The organism is Candidatus Pantoea formicae (genome assembly GCF_011752625.1).
Lineage (GTDB): Bacteria > Pseudomonadota > Gammaproteobacteria > Enterobacterales > Enterobacteriaceae > Pantoea > Pantoea formicae.
Genome location: NZ_VWXD01000004.1, coordinates 586,583 through 601,849, shown reverse-complemented (window position 1 = coordinate 601,849; position 15,267 = coordinate 586,583). Strand labels below are relative to the sequence as shown.

Genomic DNA, 15,267 nt, shown 5'->3' with positions numbered 1-15,267 from the left:
CGGGAATTTTCAATAGCTGAACCTCTAATGCGGCCGCCACACCCGCAAAATCACCTCAGTATCACGCACTAACACCGGGTTGCCCGGCAGAATCAAATCCGCCCAGATTTCATTGTGCTGATTGATCTGCTGTTGTGCCGAGACATAAGTACGATCGGCCGTGGTGTGCGCATCGGCGGCAACGGTGATGTGATAGCCCAAGCTCGCGCCAACCTTAATCGTCGTATCCACACAGTAATCGGTCGCGCAACCGCAAACCACAAAGCTCTCGATGCCATGTTGATCAAGCTGAGCTGCGAGGTCGGTTTGCCAAAAACTGTCACAGGCGGTCTTGTTAACGTAGATCGCGTTGGCTGGCTGATCCAATTCCGGCACGACCTGCCAGCCTTCGCTGTTCACTTCGAGGCCTGGCTCAACGTGCTGGATAAAAATCACCTGATCGGCCGCTGCCGTCAGTTGATTGATGCGCTGACAACGCCCGTCACGATCGAAACGTGGCGTAGCCAGCACGCCGTTTTGCATATCCACTACCACTACAACCCGATTAGCCATCACCGCCTCCTTTATAGATTGGATGACAGTATCGCGATTGTTACGTATGCAGGTAAAGCAATTCTGCTTTGCATTTCAGCTCGCTGCCGCGCATGCTAATTAGCCTGTTATTGAGAGGTGTGACATGAAGGTGGTTCCGGAAATCTTTCCTGATAAGTGCGATCAAGCGCAGTTTCAGCATTTTGCTGAATTGCCCGGTATCGAGCTGTATCAGGCGCACATCTCACGTTACGCCTTTGAGCCGCATACGCACGAAGCTTTTGGTATCGGCACCATTGAATCGGGTGCACAGCGCTTTCGCTATCGCGGTACGCATTACACGGCACCCCGGCATTCGCTGGTGATGATGAATCCTGATGAGCTGCATACCGGGGAATCGGCTTGTGATGAGGGATGGCGTTATCGCATGATCTATATTGATCCACTGGAGATGGAGCGACTCACGGGCGATCGTCACTGGTGGTTTAGTGAAGCGCTGCGCACAGATGCCCGTCTGGCACAGCCGTTTTCCCAGCGACTGGCGCAGATGTGGCAAGCCACCAGCGCGCTGGAGCGCGAGAGCCTGTTGCTGGAACTGCTGGAGCTATTACGTCCGCTGGCACATCAGGGAAAATCCCGACCTGAAGAGGGCGCCCACCGCTTTGATAGTGTAAAAGCCTATCTGCGCGAAAACCTGGCGGAGCCGGTTCGTCTTGAAGAGCTGGCCGCACTGGCGTCGCTGTCGCCGTGGCATTTTCTTCGCAGTTTCAAACAACATTTCCATGTCACGCCGCATCAGATGTTGATGGCCTTTCGCCTGTTCGACGCGAAGCAACGTTTAGGGATAGGAGAAAGTGCGGCTTCGGTCGCAGCAGCCGTTGGATTGACCGACCAGGCACATCTCACGCGCGCTTTTGCCCATCGCTATGGCATCACGCCAGGGCGCTATCAAAAGCAAGTATTCCCGTCACGTTAACCGCAATCTGCTACAAGCCTTTATTCTCTGGTTACGCCACACTGCGGCGGAAAGATCATAAAGGAAAAGAGAATGTTTGCTGGAATCTTGTTTGCACTTGCCGCAGGGCTGATGTGGGGGCTGATTTTCATTGGGCCGCTGTTGATACCGGACTATCCAGGCACGTTGCAGTCGGCTGGGCGCTATGTGGCTTTTGGTCTGGTCGTTCTGCCATTGGCATGGTTAGATCGCCGTCGTCTACGGCAACTGGCGCGCAGGGATTGGCTGGAAGCACTGAAATTGTCTCTGGTCGGCAATCTTCTTTATTACGCGTTTCTCGCCAGCGCGATTCAGCGTACCGGCGCACCCATTTCGACCATGATTATTGGCACACTACCGGTAGTGATCACGGTGACGGCGAATCTTTGCTATGGCCACCTTGAAGGGCGGCTTTCCTGGCGCAAGCTGTTCCCTGCATTGCTGATCATCGCCGCGGGTCTGGCGTGTGTGAATACCGCTGAATTGCAGATGCAGGGGCCGAATGTTGACTGGGCGCGTTATCTCTCGGGTTTAGTGCTGGCCGTATTGGCGGTGGCATGCTGGACATGGTACCCACTGCGCAACGGTATTTGGCTTCGATCTCATGCCCAGCACAAACCTGCAAGTTGGGCGACCGCGCAAGGATTGGTGACGTTACCCTTGGCGTTAGTGTTCTATTTGTTGGTTTGTGGTCAGCTGCATTGGCAGCAGCCTGACTTTGCGCTGCCGTTCGGGCCGCAGCCAACGCGTTATCTGCTTTTAATGATGGGAATTGGGCTGATTTGTTCTTGGCTCGGTACGCTATGTTGGAATGCGGCCAGTCAGCGCGTGCCAACGGTGATCATGGGACCGTTAATTGTGTTCGAAACCTTGGCTGGACTGCTGTGGACTTTTCTATGGCGACAAAGCTGGCCGCCGCTGTTGACCGGGATCGGCATAGGTTGCCTGATCGTCGGGGTTATCTATGCTATGCGTATCAAACCACAGCCTCAGGTCAGCGCCATTTAACGCTTCTTCTATCGCTGCTGGCGAGGTGACCAGCAGCGCTTTCTTCATTGTTTTTAAGAATTTGACCAATCCTTTTTACCCTATGTCGCGTCATTTCTTGCCGGTCTCGCTCCCCTAATATAACGATTCCTCTGTTTTCCAGCGGCAAGTTTGCCTCATTTTGGCATAACAGATGCTTCAGTTCGCGACGGTTAAAGCCCGATGAGGGGGCTATCATGGCCGTGAAACGGTCTGTTCAGGGAGAAAGAGTGAGTGAATAGCGACCTGAAAAGGTGTTTTATCTGCACTTTTACTGCGATTTGGCACTGAAATTTGCGGCTCAAAGCCATGTTTTGCTTAAGATCCTGCTCTCGCAGTGAGAAACATCCGCACATCTCGTAGAAAAAAATGATTAAAGACAGCGATGAATTGAGAGGCAGTATTTGAGTTTCTTTACGTATTTTACCGTTATTGTTTAGGAGTAATAACCTTTTCGTTCCGGATCATTCCTGGTGTTGTTATGCGGGATAGCGTCTACGCGAAATGTATAGTCTGATAGTTGCGAAAAGTGACAGATCCAATTAAAAAGAGAGTCACTGTGTGAGCGGTTACATGCCGTTGTTCATGATTGCTTAACAGAATTATCTGCATTTAGGTCTGTATATTAATATTGGTAAAGTAATAAACGCAGCACCAATCTCACCGTAATGAGATTGGGCTGCGTCTAAATGGCTTGAATAGCGAGACTTTTGCTGATGTGAATCAATTTTACCGCAAAAAAGGAAGCAATTCCGCGATGATAATCATCAGGAAAAAATGGTGCGAATTGTTATGTTGCGAACGCCGAATTAAATGATCTTCATCTCTTCTGGTAAGAACAAATCTCAGCATTAAGTCAAATAACAACGGTCTTAATGGAGTTAGCGATTATCGGAGCCTGAAGGATAGTGGTAAACGCTGCGGCTAATATCCAACAAGCGGCAGCTACGACGTGTTCCAATGTCGAAGGTGGTTTGCAGGAAGTTAACTGCCTGACGCTTTTCATTTGTGGTAAAGAAGTTTTTCAGTACGCTTTGCAGCATTTCCTTATCGGAACTCAATGCCTGCAGTTCACGAGAGAGGTTTTGCAGCTTTTCCTCTAACTCTTTGATTTTACGTCCCTCCTCAGAAGAAAGCCCAGAAAACTTTTTCTTCCAGCTGTAGAAGGTGGCCTCGGAGATGCCCAGCTCCTCACAAATCTCCCTGACTTTCACTCCTGTTTCAGAAGCTTTAATGGCATTTGTGATTTGCTCTTCGCTATATCGTGACTTTCTCATAAATGCTCTTACCTTTCTTATCAATTAGTGGATGAGAATTACTGTATTAATATCTGGTACTGCAAAAAGAGTATTAATGCAGTATTAAAGTGCGCGATTAGAATTGCGAGGGTTAAATTAAGTTATTTAGAATAAATATCATCATGGGATAAATCTTATTTTATTCTGAATGCCGCCGAACGCCTTCCTGGCTTTAGGTTTTTGATATAGATTCATTCCATCCCAAATGCAGAAAAATACTACAATCATTGGAAATCCGGCATAACCTGTTTGTTCAAAATACGGGGTGTGCCAGCAAACTTTTTCTTCAGATTTACGTTGAAATCGTTTACATCCGCAGAGTTTCGCGCCAGGTTTAATCGGAATTTTCCTGAATTCATCAAAAGAATCCTGACACGAGTCTCATTTTTCGGACCAGTTTGGTTTGAAGTTATTAATTCACGCCAGGCCCACTGAGCGCTTGTTAATTCATTTCAAGGACGTTGTACCGAAAGGCAGTTGCTGTAAGTAATACTAAGGATCAGTCAATGAAATTGAGCGTAATGTCTAATGCCGCCTGGATGATGTCTGAGAAAATCGTCTCGGTTTTCGGCGTCATATTTGTGACCTCCTACGTGGCAAAATCCTTTGGCCCAACGATTTTCGGTCAAATGGCGTTTTCTACCTCGTTGTTTTCGATGGTGCAGACCGTGGCGATTTTTGGCACGGAAACCATCCTCTTTAAACGCATCAGCAAAAGTGCACCGAAAGGCCTGCGGTTGATGACCGTGGCGCGCACTATGCGGCTGGTCTTGTTGCTGCTTACCTCAATCCCAGTGTTGATCTGGGTATGGTACAACATGCAGGAAAACTTCCTCGCGTTTGCGCTGGCCTCGTTTATTTCATCGGTGTTTGTCACTCAGGATACGTTCAGCGTATATAACAATGCGCGACTGGCATCCCGCCTGAATACGGTGGCTAACTCGGTCGGCCTGCTGCTGGGCTTTGGCATGAGTTTCACGATTGCCTGGTTACATCTCAATCCGCTGTGGTTGACCTTGTCGATTGTGGCGGTGACGCTGGTGCCCTACGTCATTAAGCGATTCAATTTCTATCGCGAAAACCAGGACATCGCTCCACCCCAGGAGAAGCGCAATACCTATCTGCGTTATTTACTGTACGCCGGGTTGCCCTTGGCCATCTCCAGCATCTTCATCTCCGTGCAGGTGAAAGCGGCACAGATGTTTCTCGCTGGCATTGCATCAGCTCGCGATCTTGGCCTGTTTGCCGCTGCCAATACTATCTCGGCTTCGTGGATTTTCATCCCGGTTGCCATCATCACTTCCTGCTTCTCGGAGATCTTCCGGGAGCGTGGAGCAGCCGCCATCAAGCTCACTGCGCGGCTGAACGGCTATGTTATGGGTGTTTCATTGTTGTTATTAGCGGTGATAGCGCTGTATGGCGAAAAAATCATCATCGCTTTATATGGTCACGAGTACACACAGTCAGGGAGTCTCATTACGTTGTTGTCGTTAGCCACCTGCTTCTCGGCAATGGGGACCGTAGCGTATCGCTACATGGTGAAAGAGGGCGGATTCAACTATCTGCTTAAGAAGATTATTTGCCTGATGGTGATCAGTTTGCCGCTGTCGTGGTGGCTGATCCAAGGCTACGGCATCATGGGTGCCGCCTGGAGCGTCTTTATCTCTGAACTCCTGTCCCTCACCGTAATGAATTACTTCTTCAATAACGGCGTCATTCAGAAGATTCAAGTTTCCTCACTCAACTACAAAACCTACAAATGAGGTCCGATATGCTCAAGTTGAAAGATGAACTCAGAAGAAGTGTGCAATATTTCATTAAGAAGATGCCTTGGGCCTACCAAGACCGCATCTACTATTTTCACAAATTCCGTAAGCTGCCTAACCTGCGTCAGCCGAAAGTGTTCAATGAGAAAGTGTTATACCGTAAATTCGTTTTTGGCGACTATCAAATCTATGGTCGCCTGTCGGATAAATATTCGGTACGCGAGTACATCGCCGAGAAAGTGGGCAGTGAATATCTGATCCCGCTGGTGTACGAGACGAGCGATCCTCACTCGTTGCACACTCTGCCGAGCTGGAAGAATACGGTTATCAAGCCGAATCACGGTTCAAATATGGTGGAGATTCTGCTGCAAGAACCTGATGCATTGAAGAAGCAGCAAATCATCAGTGACTGCCACCGCTGGTTGAAAACCGATTTCGCCAATGAGGCACGTGAAATCCATTACCGTTATATCAAGCCGCGTATCCTGGTTGAAAAATACATTGGTGATGGCAAAACGGCACCGATTGATTACAAGTTTCACATGTTCAATAAGCGCGATGGCAACTTCGAGTATGTGCTGCAGGTGATCTACAACCGATGTAACCCGTTATTGTCGATGAACTTTTATGTCAACAACCTCAATGAGGCATATCACAAGATTCGCGATACCGGTTTGGATGTATCGCCGATGATGGCACAGTTGCAACACGCGCTGGCACTGAGTAAAACGCTGGCGAGTGATTTTGATTATGTCCGCGTCGATTGGTACATCGATGGTGAACAGATTTATTTCGGTGAGTTGACGTTCACGCCTGGCGCGGGATTGGTCACTGGGCTGGATCGAGGGTTGAATAAGATGATGGGTGATATGTGGATCCAGGACCGCCGCGGTGCGCAGAGACCGGGTGTTACGGTGACGGAAGTTTCGCTTCCTGCCGTTTTGAAGAAAATTTGAGTATCACACGGCAACATAAAAAACCCCGCTTCGCGGGGTTTTTTATTGGTCGATATTAAGGCATTGGCCAATCAGCTGGCGTCTGACTCATCACCTCAATAAAGGCATGTTTGGAAATTTCCATGAAATTGTGCAGGTTTTCCATGCTCAAGGTAATACCGAGCAGGCCGGTCACAAACCAACAGGACATCCCCACGCCAATGCCGCCGAACATCAGTGCCATCACGTGATGACTGTTCTGACGCAATTTAATCTTCATCGTGCTGGCGAAGAACATCATTACGGCGCTAAGGAGTTCCCAGCGCATGACGATCAAGCTGGTGGTTAAAGTAGCCATTTGCAAAAAACCTCTTGAAATCAGTGATATCCCTGACATTGTTTGGACATCACTGGCGGCAAAGAAGGAAGGTCAGGGAGGCCCTTCTGGCCGTCTAACTACGCATGGAAACTGTGACTTGGCTCACATTATATCACTCGATTTGAAAGTTTGAACAAAATTTATACCTGGTATGGTAGAAAAATTTTTATCGAAGCGGGGGATCAGAAAAAAGAAGGAGATGGGTTAAGGTGCGCCCGCGAAGGGCGCGCAGAGAGATTAGCGAACCGGGCAGCACTCACCGGTAGTACGCTGGGCAAAGCTGTTCATGTTTTCAGTGCAGTCAAAATTTAGCAGGCGCGGGTGCTGAATCATGGCCTGGCGACGCATGTTATGGCGATAGGCCGTTGGCGTTTGTGAAAACTGACGACGGAACACGCGTGAGAAAGTTTGCTGCGAGTCGTAGCCGTATTGCATGGCAATGTCGAACACGGGGCGTTGTGTCTGGCGCAGGGCTTCAGCAGCTAGCGTCAGGCGGCGTTCACGAATATAGCCACCCAGCGTTTGTTTCGTCACGGTACGGAACATACGTTGCAGGTGCCATTTTGAGTAGCCTGATTTTGCCGCCACTTCATCGATCGACAGTGCTTTATCCAGATTCTCATCGATCCAGTGAGTCAGTGAATGAATGATTTCCTGTTGCATCATAGCCTCATCCTTCTGAAGGTTTTTTACCTGGTTTTGAAATTCGAAGTTTTGTTGGGGAGCGAGTATAATTCCTCAAGTTAACTTGAGGTAAAGGCCCAAAATGAAAAAAGAGCGCAATTATCCAAAACCGGTGCTGACCCCCGGTGAAGTGGCCAAACGTAGCGGCGTGGCGGTTTCAGCGCTGCATTTCTATGAAACTAAAGGGTTAATTTTCAGCTCACGTAATGGGGGTAATCAGCGTCGTTACAGCCGTGATGTGCTGCGTCGAGTGGCGATCATTAAAATTGCTCAGCGCATCGGCATTCCACTGGCGACGGTGAGCGACAGTTTGATGCACGTACCAGCGAACAAGCGTATGTCCACTCAGGAGTGGGATGCGTTGACGCAGCATTGGCGCGAAGAGTTGGATAAGCGCATCGAAACCTTGACGCGCCTGCGCAACGATCTTGATGGCTGTATTGGTTGTGGATGTTTGTCGATGCGAGATTGCCCATTACGCAACCCTGGCGACCGTCTGGCACAGCAAGGCTCCGGTGCGGTGTTACTCGACCCCGAGCAGGATGAGCATAAAAGCTAATCCGCTATACTTGCCGGAAGACTCTCCAGCAAGGAAAAGCGCATGATCACCGTCCACCATCTGGAAAACTCCCGTTCACATCGCGTGCTGTGGCTGTTGGAAGAGCTGTCGGTGCCGTATCAAATCAAACGTTATCAGCGTGAAGATACGCTGTTGGCACCGGAGTCATTAAAGAAAATTCATCCGTTGGGTAAATCGCCAGTGATTACCGACGGCAATCGGGTGATCGCCGAATCTGGCGCGATTCTCGAGTATCTGCAGCAAAAATATGACATTGAACATCTGTTTGCCATGACCGACGAGGATGAGCAGATTCAGGCGCGTTACTGGCTGCATTATGCCGAAGGGTCGCTGATGCCGTTGCTGGTGATGAAGCTGGTGTTTGGTCAGTTAGGGAAGAGGCCGGTGCCGTGGTTATTGCGTCCGGCAGGCGCGGCATTGAGCAAAGGGATTCAGAAGGCGTGGCTGAATAAACAGCTCAAGTTGCATGGTGGCGTGATTGAGCAGCATCTTAGCCAGCATCGCTATTTCGCCGGTTCGCGATTTAGTATCGCCGATGTGCAGATGAGTTTCCCGTTGCTGGCGTTGCAGATGCGGGGATCGCTGAAAGAGATGCCCGCCACTGCACGCTGGCTCGAAGCGATGGAGCAGCGTGCTGCGTGGCAACGCGCGATTGAGCAGGGTGGGGTTATCTCGTTCAGCTAATTTGGTTAGTTGCTGTTGATTAGTTGCTGTTGATTGGGTGCTGTGGATTAGTTGCTGTGGGTTGGGTGCCATGCCCAACAAAGGCCCGCCCGATCGCAAAGAAATCATGCATCCATGCAGATCGGCCGCGCGGATATTCGCCCCATCCATGGGGCTCACCCGTAAACGGGCCAATGCTTCGCATTGTTCAAAAACGCTCCCGGCGTTTTTGTCCATGGCGCGGACGCTTTGCTCTTCGGGCGGGCCTTTGCTGGGCCTCAAGTTGGTCATCGCTTCAAGTCGCAGCAACCTCATACCTTTAGTGCCGTTGGTGAGAAAATTATGCGATGAATGGAATAGGCCGCGATTTTCCAGACATTCATGGCGCGGACGCTTTGCTCTTCGGGCGGGCCTTTGCTGGGCCTCAAGTTGGTCATCGCTTCAAGTCGCAGCAACCTCATACCTTTGGTGCAGTTGGTGAGGAAAACTATGCGATAAATGGAACTGGCCGTGATTCTCCAGGCACCCATGGCGTGGACGCTTTGCTCTTCGGACGGGCCTTTGCTGGGCCTCAAGTTGGTCATCGCTTCAAGTCGCAGCAACCTCATACTTCTGGTGCGGTTGTTGAGGGAAATTATGCGATAAAGGGGAAATGTCGATATTTTCCAGCCAGTTCCGATCCCTTAAGTTTCGCCAAAATCAGTGTAACCACATTGTTAACCCGCGCCAGTCTGCGCTTTATCCTGCCTGATTAGCGATTAATAGTTGAAAACCCCATAGCAAACGCCAGATAATCGTTTGCCTTTTTCCGTGTCCCCCTTTTACGACCTGGAATACGCGGCCACGTAAACGTTTGCCTCTTTTCTCATTGAGAAACCCTCACCAGGATGATGCGCAAACGCGGGCCGTGCGGCTCATTACATCTTAAAAAACGCAGAGGATTGACTATGTCTGGCGAATCACGCCCGGCCAGTGGAAAACTGGACGCCTGGTTTAACATCTCGGCACGCGGCAGCAGCGTGCGTCAGGAAATTTTAGCGGGGCTGACCACCTTTTTAGCCATGGTTTACTCCGTGATTGTGGTACCTGGCATGCTGGGTAAAGCCGGCTTCTCACCGACAGCTGTGTTTGTTGCCACCTGCCTCGTCGCTAGCTTTGGTTCGATCATCATGGGATTGTGGGCCAACCTGCCCATGGCGATTGGTTGTGCGATTTCGCTTACCGCTTTCACCGCGTTTAGTCTGGTGCTCGGCCAGCACATCAGTGTACCGGTTGCCCTGGGCGCGGTGTTCCTGATGGGCTTGCTGTTCACATTGATTTCGGTCACCGGGATTCGTGCATGGATTCTGCGTAACCTGCCGATGGGCGTGGCGCACGGTACGGGCGTAGGTATTGGTCTGTTCCTGCTGCTCATTGCGGCGGATGGCATCGGCCTGGTTGTGAAGAACCCGGCGCCGGGCTTGCCAGTGGCACTCGGCCACTTCACCTCGTTCCCGGTGATCATGGCACTGATTGGTCTCGCTGCCATCTTTGGTCTTGAGAAACGTCGTGTGCCGGGCGGCATTTTGCTGACCATCGTGGCGATTTCGGTGGTGGGTCTGATCTTCGATCCGGCTGTGACCTATCAGGGCCTGTTTGCGATGCCAAGTTTGAAGGATGCGAACGGTCAGTCGGCTATGTTCAGCCTTGATATCATGGGTGCACTGCAACCGGTGGTGCTGCCAAGTGTGCTGGCGCTCGTGATGACCGCGGTGTTTGATGCGACGGGCACCATCCGCGCAGTGGCGGGGCAGGCGAATCTGCTGGATAAAGACGGTCAGATTATTAACGGTGGCCGCGCGTTGACCACTGACTCTGTCAGCAGCCTGTTTGCCGGTCTGGTCGGTGCTTCGCCTGCGGCAGTGTATATCGAGTCGGCCGCCGGAACAGCCGCTGGCGGTAAAACGGGCCTGACGGCGATTGTGGTTGGCCTGTTGTTCTTACTGATTCTGTTTATGTCACCGCTGGCTTATCTGGTGCCTGCCTATGCCACGGCACCCGCGTTGATGTACGTTGGCCTGTTAATGCTGAGCAACGTAGCAAAAATCGATTTTAATGACTTTGTCGATGCCATGTCAGGTTTAGTCACCGCAGTGTTCATCGTCCTGACGTGCAATATCGTGACCGGCATTATGCTGGGCTTTGGTTCGTTGGTGATTGGTCGGGTGTTTGCGGGTGAGTGGCGCAAACTGAATGTCGGGACCGTAGTGATTGCGATTGCGCTGGTGACTTTCTATGCCGGTGGCTGGGCTATTTAACTTTTATAACCACTGATTTCCAGATAAGTCTCTTTCTGGTCCACGCCGCACGCAGGGTTGCCCCTTCGTGCGGCGTTTTGTTTTACACTTTCCTTCGCAACAACATCGCTTGAATAAATACGATTCGCCTAAGGAAAGCATGGAAATCTTCTTTACCATTCTCATTATGACGCTGGTGGTATCACTCTCCGGCGTGGCGGCGCGCATACTGCCGTTCCAAATTCCGTTACCGTTGGTGCAAATTGCCGCCGGTGCCCTGCTGGCTTTGCCGAGCTTCGGCCTGCATGTGGACTTTGACCCTGAACTCTTCCTCGTTCTGTTCATCCCGCCGCTGCTGTTTGCTGATGGCTGGAAAACGCCGATTAACGAGTTCCTCCATCATGGACGCGAAATCATCGGCCTGGCGTTGGTGCTGGTGCTGATTACCGTGGTCGGGATTGGTTACCTGATTTACTGGCTGGTGCCGGGCATTCCATTGATACCCGCATTTGCACTGGCAGCAGTGCTGTCGCCCACCGATGCCGTGGCCCTTTCTGGCATTGTCGGCGAGGGACGCATCCCGAAAAAAATCATGTCGATTGTGCAGGGCGAAGCCTTGATGAACGACGCATCTGGCCTGGTTTCACTGAAGTTTGCGGTCGCCGTGGCGATGGGCACCATGGTGTTCACCTGGGGCGGTGCCAGCGTTGAGTTTCTTAAAGTCGCCGTGGGCGGTCTGGTTGCAGGCGTGGTGGTGTGTTGGCTCTATGGTCGCTCGCTGCGACTATTGAGCCGCTGGAGCGGTGACGATCCGGCAACACAGACTGTGCTGCTGTTGCTGCTGCCGTTTGCCTCTTATCTGATTGCGGAACACCTCGGCGTGTCCGGTATCCTCGCGGCAGTGGCAGCAGGGATGACCATTACCCGTTCTGGCATTATCCGCCAGGCACCCCTGGCGATGCGTTTGCGTGCAAACAGCGTATGGCAGATGCTGGAGTTTGTGTTTAACGGCATGGTGTTCTTGATGCTGGGTCTGCAATTGCCGGACATTCTTGAAACGTCCGTCGCGCAGGCTAATGCCGATCCCAACGTCGAGCTGTGGGTGCTGTTCACCGATGTTGCGCTGGTGTATGGCGCATTGATGATTGTCCGTTTTGGTTGGCTGTGGATCATGCAGCGTACCAGCCTGCGTTTCCTGAAGAAGAAGCCACTGGAGTTCTCCAACTACTCATTCCGGGAGTTGTTGGTAGCCTCGTTTGCGGGGGTTCGTGGGGCGATTACGTTGGCGGGTGTGCTGTCAATTCCGCTGTTCCTGAGCAATGGCGATCCTTTCCCTGCGCGTTACGAACTGGTCTTCATCGCGACAGGGGTGATTCTGTTTTCACTGTTTGTGGGGGTAATCCTGTTACCGATTCTGCTGCGCGGCATGGAGAGCCATGACAAATCGGGGCATCGGCGGGAAGTGCAGCATGCGCGTGCGGCGATGGCGAATGTGGCTATCGAAAGCCTACATAAAATGGAGCAGCGACTGGAAAGTGATACCGAAGAGAACATCGATCCTGAGCTGTTAAAAGAGGTGAGCTTACGCGTGATCGGCAATCTGCGCCGTCGAGTGGTGGGTAAAGACGAAGTTGAGCAGGCGCTGTATGCCGAAAACCTTGAGCGCCGTTTCCGCCTGACTGCGTTGCGTGCTGAGCGTGCCGAGGTTTACCACCTGCGCGCGACACAGGAGATTTCCAATGAAACGATGCAGAAGCTGCTGCGCGATCTCGACTTGTTAGAAGCATTGCTGATCGAGAAAGAGGAGTAAATCCGGCGGTCTGTTGGACATCGAGTTGTCTTTCGTCAGGTCTCCATAAACGGAGACCCTACGGAAAATTTTGTATCGCCATAAATGGCGGCGCTATGGGAAGGTTGTGCTGCCATAAACTCAGGTGTAACCGGAAATTTGTAGGGGCGCATTTATGCGCTCCTGGCAAATGGGGCACATAGCTACACCGACAACTTGGGTGGCTCGTCCGGCCAATGTTCGCGGCAGCACTCTATCCATGCCTGCGCACTGCGTGACAAATAACTTCCTTTACGCCAAATCAATCCCAGGCTCCACTGCAACTCCGATTCCAGCGGCAGCCATAGCAGCGATTGTTTATCCAGCCGCTGGCAAATCGGCTCCGGCAGAATCGCCAGCCCCATTCCCGCTTGTACCATCGCGGCCAGAAAATCCCACTGCGCGCTGCGTACGGCAATGTCCGGTGTTAATCCCAGGCGTTGGAACGCTTTCATTAGCTGGCGGTTGAGTGAGAACTCTTCATTCAAAATCAGCAGTGGATGGTTTGCGAGTTCTGCCAGCCCAAGGCTGCTGCGGTTGAGCCACTGTGCGTTGCGTGGCAACAACACGCAGAGTGGATGACGCATCAGTTCCAGCGTTTTAAGCGGCAAATCGGCATCAACCGGCAGCGCGGTGAGCGCAATATCCAGTCCGCCGTTCAGCACGGCCTGCTGCACGGTTAAACCGCCGGACTCGACAATCTTCAACTGCACGCCCGGATAGCGGCGGCGAAACGCGGAGATCGAACCGGCGATCTGCATCCCGACCATGGGCGGAATACCCAGTCGCAGTTCGCCGGTTTTCAATTCATTGATATCGCCGATTTGCGCTTCAAGCTGATGAAACTCCTGTAGAATCGCCAAACCACGCTGATACACCGCTTGGCCGCTGTCGGTGAGATGCAGCTTGCGGCCTTCACGCAGCAGCAGCGTACAGCCAAGTTCTTCCTCTAGCTGGCGCAGCATTTTGCTGATGGTGGGTTGCGTGACATAGAGCTTTTCAGCAGCACGCGTGAAACTTTGCTGTCTTACCACCTCGGTGAAATAACGCAGGGCGCGGACGTCCATAAATCATTCCTTTTTGGCATAGTTTTAATGATTTTAATTCATTTCTTTCGCAGTTTGGCGCGGATTTATACTAAGCCCAACGTTTAATTCTGGGGAGAAAGAAAAATGGCGCTTGCATTGAGTCCGCGCAGAACGGACATCCTGCAACGTGTTTTCGTGCCATTGCAGTTGGTGCTGTATATCGGCCTGTTTATGGCCAGCGACAAACTGGTGAGCTGGCTGCACCTGCCGCTGCCCGCCAATGTGGTGGGGATGGTGCTGCTGTTGCTGTTAATCATGACGCGCGTGGTGCCACTGCGTTGGGTGAAAGCCGGTGCCAACTGGCTGCTGGCAGAAATGCTGCTGTTCTTTATTCCGGCGGTGGTGGCGGTGGTCAATTATAGCGATTTACTGCGCAGTGAAGGCTGGCGTATCTGTGTGGTGATTGCGGTCAGTACTTTGTTAGTGCTGGCGGCGACCTCGCTGGTGGTCGATCGCCTGTACCGCTTCGAACTGGCGCGTGCGGCGCGTAAGCAGGCGCATCATGGCTGATTTCATCATTAGTCTGCTCTGTCTGGCACTGACGCTGCTGGTCTATTACATCAATAAACGCCTCTATCGCCGCAAACAAACACTGTTGCTGATGCCGCTGGTGATGACGCCGGTGGTACTGGTTGCGCTGCTGTTGCTGACGCACGTTAGTTGGAAGGATTATATTGCCGAGAGCCACTGGCTAATCTGGCTGCTGGGCCCGGCAACGCTGGCGTTTGCCGTGCCCGTGTATGAGAACCTGGAGATTATTAAGCGTCACTGGCTGTCGTTGAGTGTCGGCGTGTTAACGGCCACGCTGGTGGCGGTGTGCAGTTCGGTATGGCTGGCACGGCTGCTGATGCTGCCGGAAACCATCCAGCGCAGCCTTGCTGTGCGTTCGATTACCACGCCGTTTGCCCTCGCAGCGCACTGCCGATTGGCGGCCAGCCGGATTTGGTGGCGCTGTTTGTGGTGATCACTGGGGTGTTTGGCATGGCGGTAGGCGATGTGCTGTTTCTGCGTATTGCCATCAAACAGGGCGTGGCAAAAGGCGCTGGTTTTGGTGCCGCTTCACACGGTGCAGGCACTGCACGCGCTTATCAATTAGGCCAGCAAGAGGGTGTGGTATCGAGTCTGGTGATGATGCTGTCGGGCGTGGTCACGGTGATACTGGCTCCATTGCTGAGCCACTTGCTGTGGGCGGCCTGATGGTCGCTTTTTGCGCACTGTC

At 52.0% G+C, this 15,267-nt stretch carries 15 protein-coding genes and 1 pseudogene; 11 read left to right on the top strand and 5 right to left on the bottom strand.

All coding sequences use genetic code 11. The features are described 5' to 3' along the window. Window positions 1–24 precede the first annotated feature (24 nt). The gene (locus F3J38_RS15345) at window positions 25–552 is read right to left on the bottom strand and encodes an isochorismatase family protein (RefSeq protein ID WP_167139753.1); all 528 of its coding nucleotides are present in this window, start codon (window positions 550–552) and stop codon (window positions 25–27) included. Window positions 553–676: 124 nt separating this feature from the next. Between F3J38_RS15345 and F3J38_RS15340 the strand changes: the two genes are divergently transcribed. Continuing rightward, the gene (locus F3J38_RS15340) at window positions 677–1,507 is read left to right on the top strand and encodes an AraC family transcriptional regulator (protein ID WP_167139751.1); all 831 of its coding nucleotides are present in this window, start codon (window positions 677–679) and stop codon (window positions 1,505–1,507) included. Between the two features lie 72 nt (window positions 1,508–1,579). Next, window positions 1,580–2,533, top strand: a complete 954-nt coding sequence (locus tag F3J38_RS15335) for a DMT family transporter (protein ID WP_167139749.1) — start codon at window positions 1,580–1,582, stop codon at window positions 2,531–2,533. Window positions 2,534–3,432: 899 nt separating this feature from the next. Here F3J38_RS15335 and F3J38_RS15330 read toward each other — a convergent pair. Continuing rightward, window positions 3,433–3,828, bottom strand: a complete 396-nt coding sequence (locus tag F3J38_RS15330; RefSeq protein ID WP_167139747.1) for a transposase — start codon at window positions 3,826–3,828, stop codon at window positions 3,433–3,435. 527 nt (window positions 3,829–4,355) lie between these two features. Here F3J38_RS15330 and F3J38_RS15325 point away from each other — a divergent pair. Next, window positions 4,356–5,612, top strand: a complete 1,257-nt coding sequence (locus F3J38_RS15325) for an MATE family efflux transporter (RefSeq protein ID WP_167139745.1) — start codon at window positions 4,356–4,358, stop codon at window positions 5,610–5,612. 8 nt (window positions 5,613–5,620) lie between these two features. Beyond that, window positions 5,621–6,571, top strand: a complete 951-nt coding sequence (locus F3J38_RS15320; RefSeq protein WP_167139743.1) for an ATP-grasp fold amidoligase family protein — start codon at window positions 5,621–5,623, stop codon at window positions 6,569–6,571. Between the two features lie 55 nt (window positions 6,572–6,626). Here F3J38_RS15320 and F3J38_RS15315 read toward each other — a convergent pair whose 3' ends face one another. Continuing rightward, entirely contained in the window at window positions 6,627–6,908 is a 282-nt protein-coding gene (locus F3J38_RS15315; RefSeq protein WP_167139742.1) for a YjcB family protein, read from the bottom strand. Window positions 6,909–7,166: 258 nt separating this feature from the next. Next, a complete protein-coding gene (gene soxS / locus F3J38_RS15310; RefSeq protein WP_167139740.1) occupies window positions 7,167–7,595 on the bottom strand; it encodes a superoxide response transcriptional regulator SoxS in 429 nt (142 codons plus the stop codon). Window positions 7,596–7,695: 100 nt separating this feature from the next. Between soxS and soxR the strand changes: the two genes are divergently transcribed. The 5 genes from soxR (at window position 7,696) to F3J38_RS15285 (ending at window position 12,942) form a co-directional block, all read left to right on the top strand. After that, window positions 7,696–8,172 (top strand): redox-sensitive transcriptional activator SoxR, encoded by a 477-nt coding sequence (gene soxR, locus F3J38_RS15305; RefSeq protein WP_084936088.1) that lies wholly within the window; start codon window positions 7,696–7,698, stop codon window positions 8,170–8,172. A 42-nt stretch (window positions 8,173–8,214) separates the two neighbouring features. Then, a complete protein-coding gene (locus F3J38_RS15300; RefSeq protein ID WP_167139738.1) occupies window positions 8,215–8,877 on the top strand; it encodes a glutathione S-transferase family protein in 663 nt (220 codons plus the stop codon). 326 nt (window positions 8,878–9,203) lie between these two features. After that, entirely contained in the window at window positions 9,204–9,611 is a 408-nt protein-coding gene (locus F3J38_RS15295) for a hypothetical protein (protein ID WP_167139735.1), read from the top strand. 192 nt (window positions 9,612–9,803) lie between these two features. Continuing rightward, window positions 9,804–11,153 (top strand): NCS2 family permease, encoded by a 1,350-nt coding sequence (locus F3J38_RS15290; protein ID WP_167139733.1) that lies wholly within the window; start codon window positions 9,804–9,806, stop codon window positions 11,151–11,153. 139 nt (window positions 11,154–11,292) lie between these two features. Continuing rightward, window positions 11,293–12,942, top strand: a complete 1,650-nt coding sequence (locus F3J38_RS15285; RefSeq protein ID WP_167139731.1) for a Na+/H+ antiporter — start codon at window positions 11,293–11,295, stop codon at window positions 12,940–12,942. A gap of 182 nt (window positions 12,943–13,124) precedes the next feature. Here F3J38_RS15285 and F3J38_RS15280 read toward each other — a convergent pair whose 3' ends face one another. Continuing rightward, the gene (locus F3J38_RS15280; RefSeq protein WP_167139729.1) at window positions 13,125–14,027 is read right to left on the bottom strand and encodes a LysR family transcriptional regulator; all 903 of its coding nucleotides are present in this window, start codon (window positions 14,025–14,027) and stop codon (window positions 13,125–13,127) included. A gap of 105 nt (window positions 14,028–14,132) precedes the next feature. Between F3J38_RS15280 and F3J38_RS15275 the strand changes: the two genes are divergently transcribed. Continuing rightward, complete coding sequence (locus tag F3J38_RS15275) at window positions 14,133–14,558, top strand: CidA/LrgA family protein (protein WP_034826883.1); 426 nt, start codon at window positions 14,133–14,135, stop codon at window positions 14,556–14,558. Beyond that, a pseudogene (locus F3J38_RS15270) lies at window positions 14,551–15,245 on the top strand (LrgB family protein). The gene F3J38_RS15275 and the pseudogene F3J38_RS15270 overlap by 8 nt, the downstream one beginning before the upstream one ends. The last annotated feature ends 22 nt before the right edge of the window (window positions 15,246–15,267 follow it).

Bases quoted from the DNA above. Each gene is read 5' to 3' on its own strand.
- F3J38_RS15345 (WP_167139753.1), bottom strand. From the start codon at position 552: ATGGCTAATCGGGTTGTAGTGGTAGTGGATATGCAAAACGGCGTGCTG.
- F3J38_RS15340 (WP_167139751.1), top strand. From the start codon at position 677: ATGAAGGTGGTTCCGGAAATCTTTCCTGATAAGTGCGATCAAGCGCAG.
- F3J38_RS15335 (WP_167139749.1), top strand. From the start codon at position 1,580: ATGTTTGCTGGAATCTTGTTTGCACTTGCCGCAGGGCTGATGTGGGGG.
- F3J38_RS15330 (WP_167139747.1), bottom strand. From the start codon at position 3,828: ATGAGAAAGTCACGATATAGCGAAGAGCAAATCACAAATGCCATTAAA.
- F3J38_RS15325 (WP_167139745.1), top strand. From the start codon at position 4,356: ATGAAATTGAGCGTAATGTCTAATGCCGCCTGGATGATGTCTGAGAAA.
- F3J38_RS15320 (WP_167139743.1), top strand. From the start codon at position 5,621: ATGCTCAAGTTGAAAGATGAACTCAGAAGAAGTGTGCAATATTTCATT.
- F3J38_RS15315 (WP_167139742.1), bottom strand. From the start codon at position 6,908: ATGGCTACTTTAACCACCAGCTTGATCGTCATGCGCTGGGAACTCCTT.
- soxS (WP_167139740.1), bottom strand. From the start codon at position 7,595: ATGATGCAACAGGAAATCATTCATTCACTGACTCACTGGATCGATGAG.
- soxR (WP_084936088.1), top strand. From the start codon at position 7,696: ATGAAAAAAGAGCGCAATTATCCAAAACCGGTGCTGACCCCCGGTGAA.
- F3J38_RS15300 (WP_167139738.1), top strand. From the start codon at position 8,215: ATGATCACCGTCCACCATCTGGAAAACTCCCGTTCACATCGCGTGCTG.
- F3J38_RS15295 (WP_167139735.1), top strand. From the start codon at position 9,204: ATGAATGGAATAGGCCGCGATTTTCCAGACATTCATGGCGCGGACGCT.
- F3J38_RS15290 (WP_167139733.1), top strand. From the start codon at position 9,804: ATGTCTGGCGAATCACGCCCGGCCAGTGGAAAACTGGACGCCTGGTTT.
- F3J38_RS15285 (WP_167139731.1), top strand. From the start codon at position 11,293: ATGGAAATCTTCTTTACCATTCTCATTATGACGCTGGTGGTATCACTC.
- F3J38_RS15280 (WP_167139729.1), bottom strand. From the start codon at position 14,027: ATGGACGTCCGCGCCCTGCGTTATTTCACCGAGGTGGTAAGACAGCAA.
- F3J38_RS15275 (WP_034826883.1), top strand. From the start codon at position 14,133: ATGGCGCTTGCATTGAGTCCGCGCAGAACGGACATCCTGCAACGTGTT.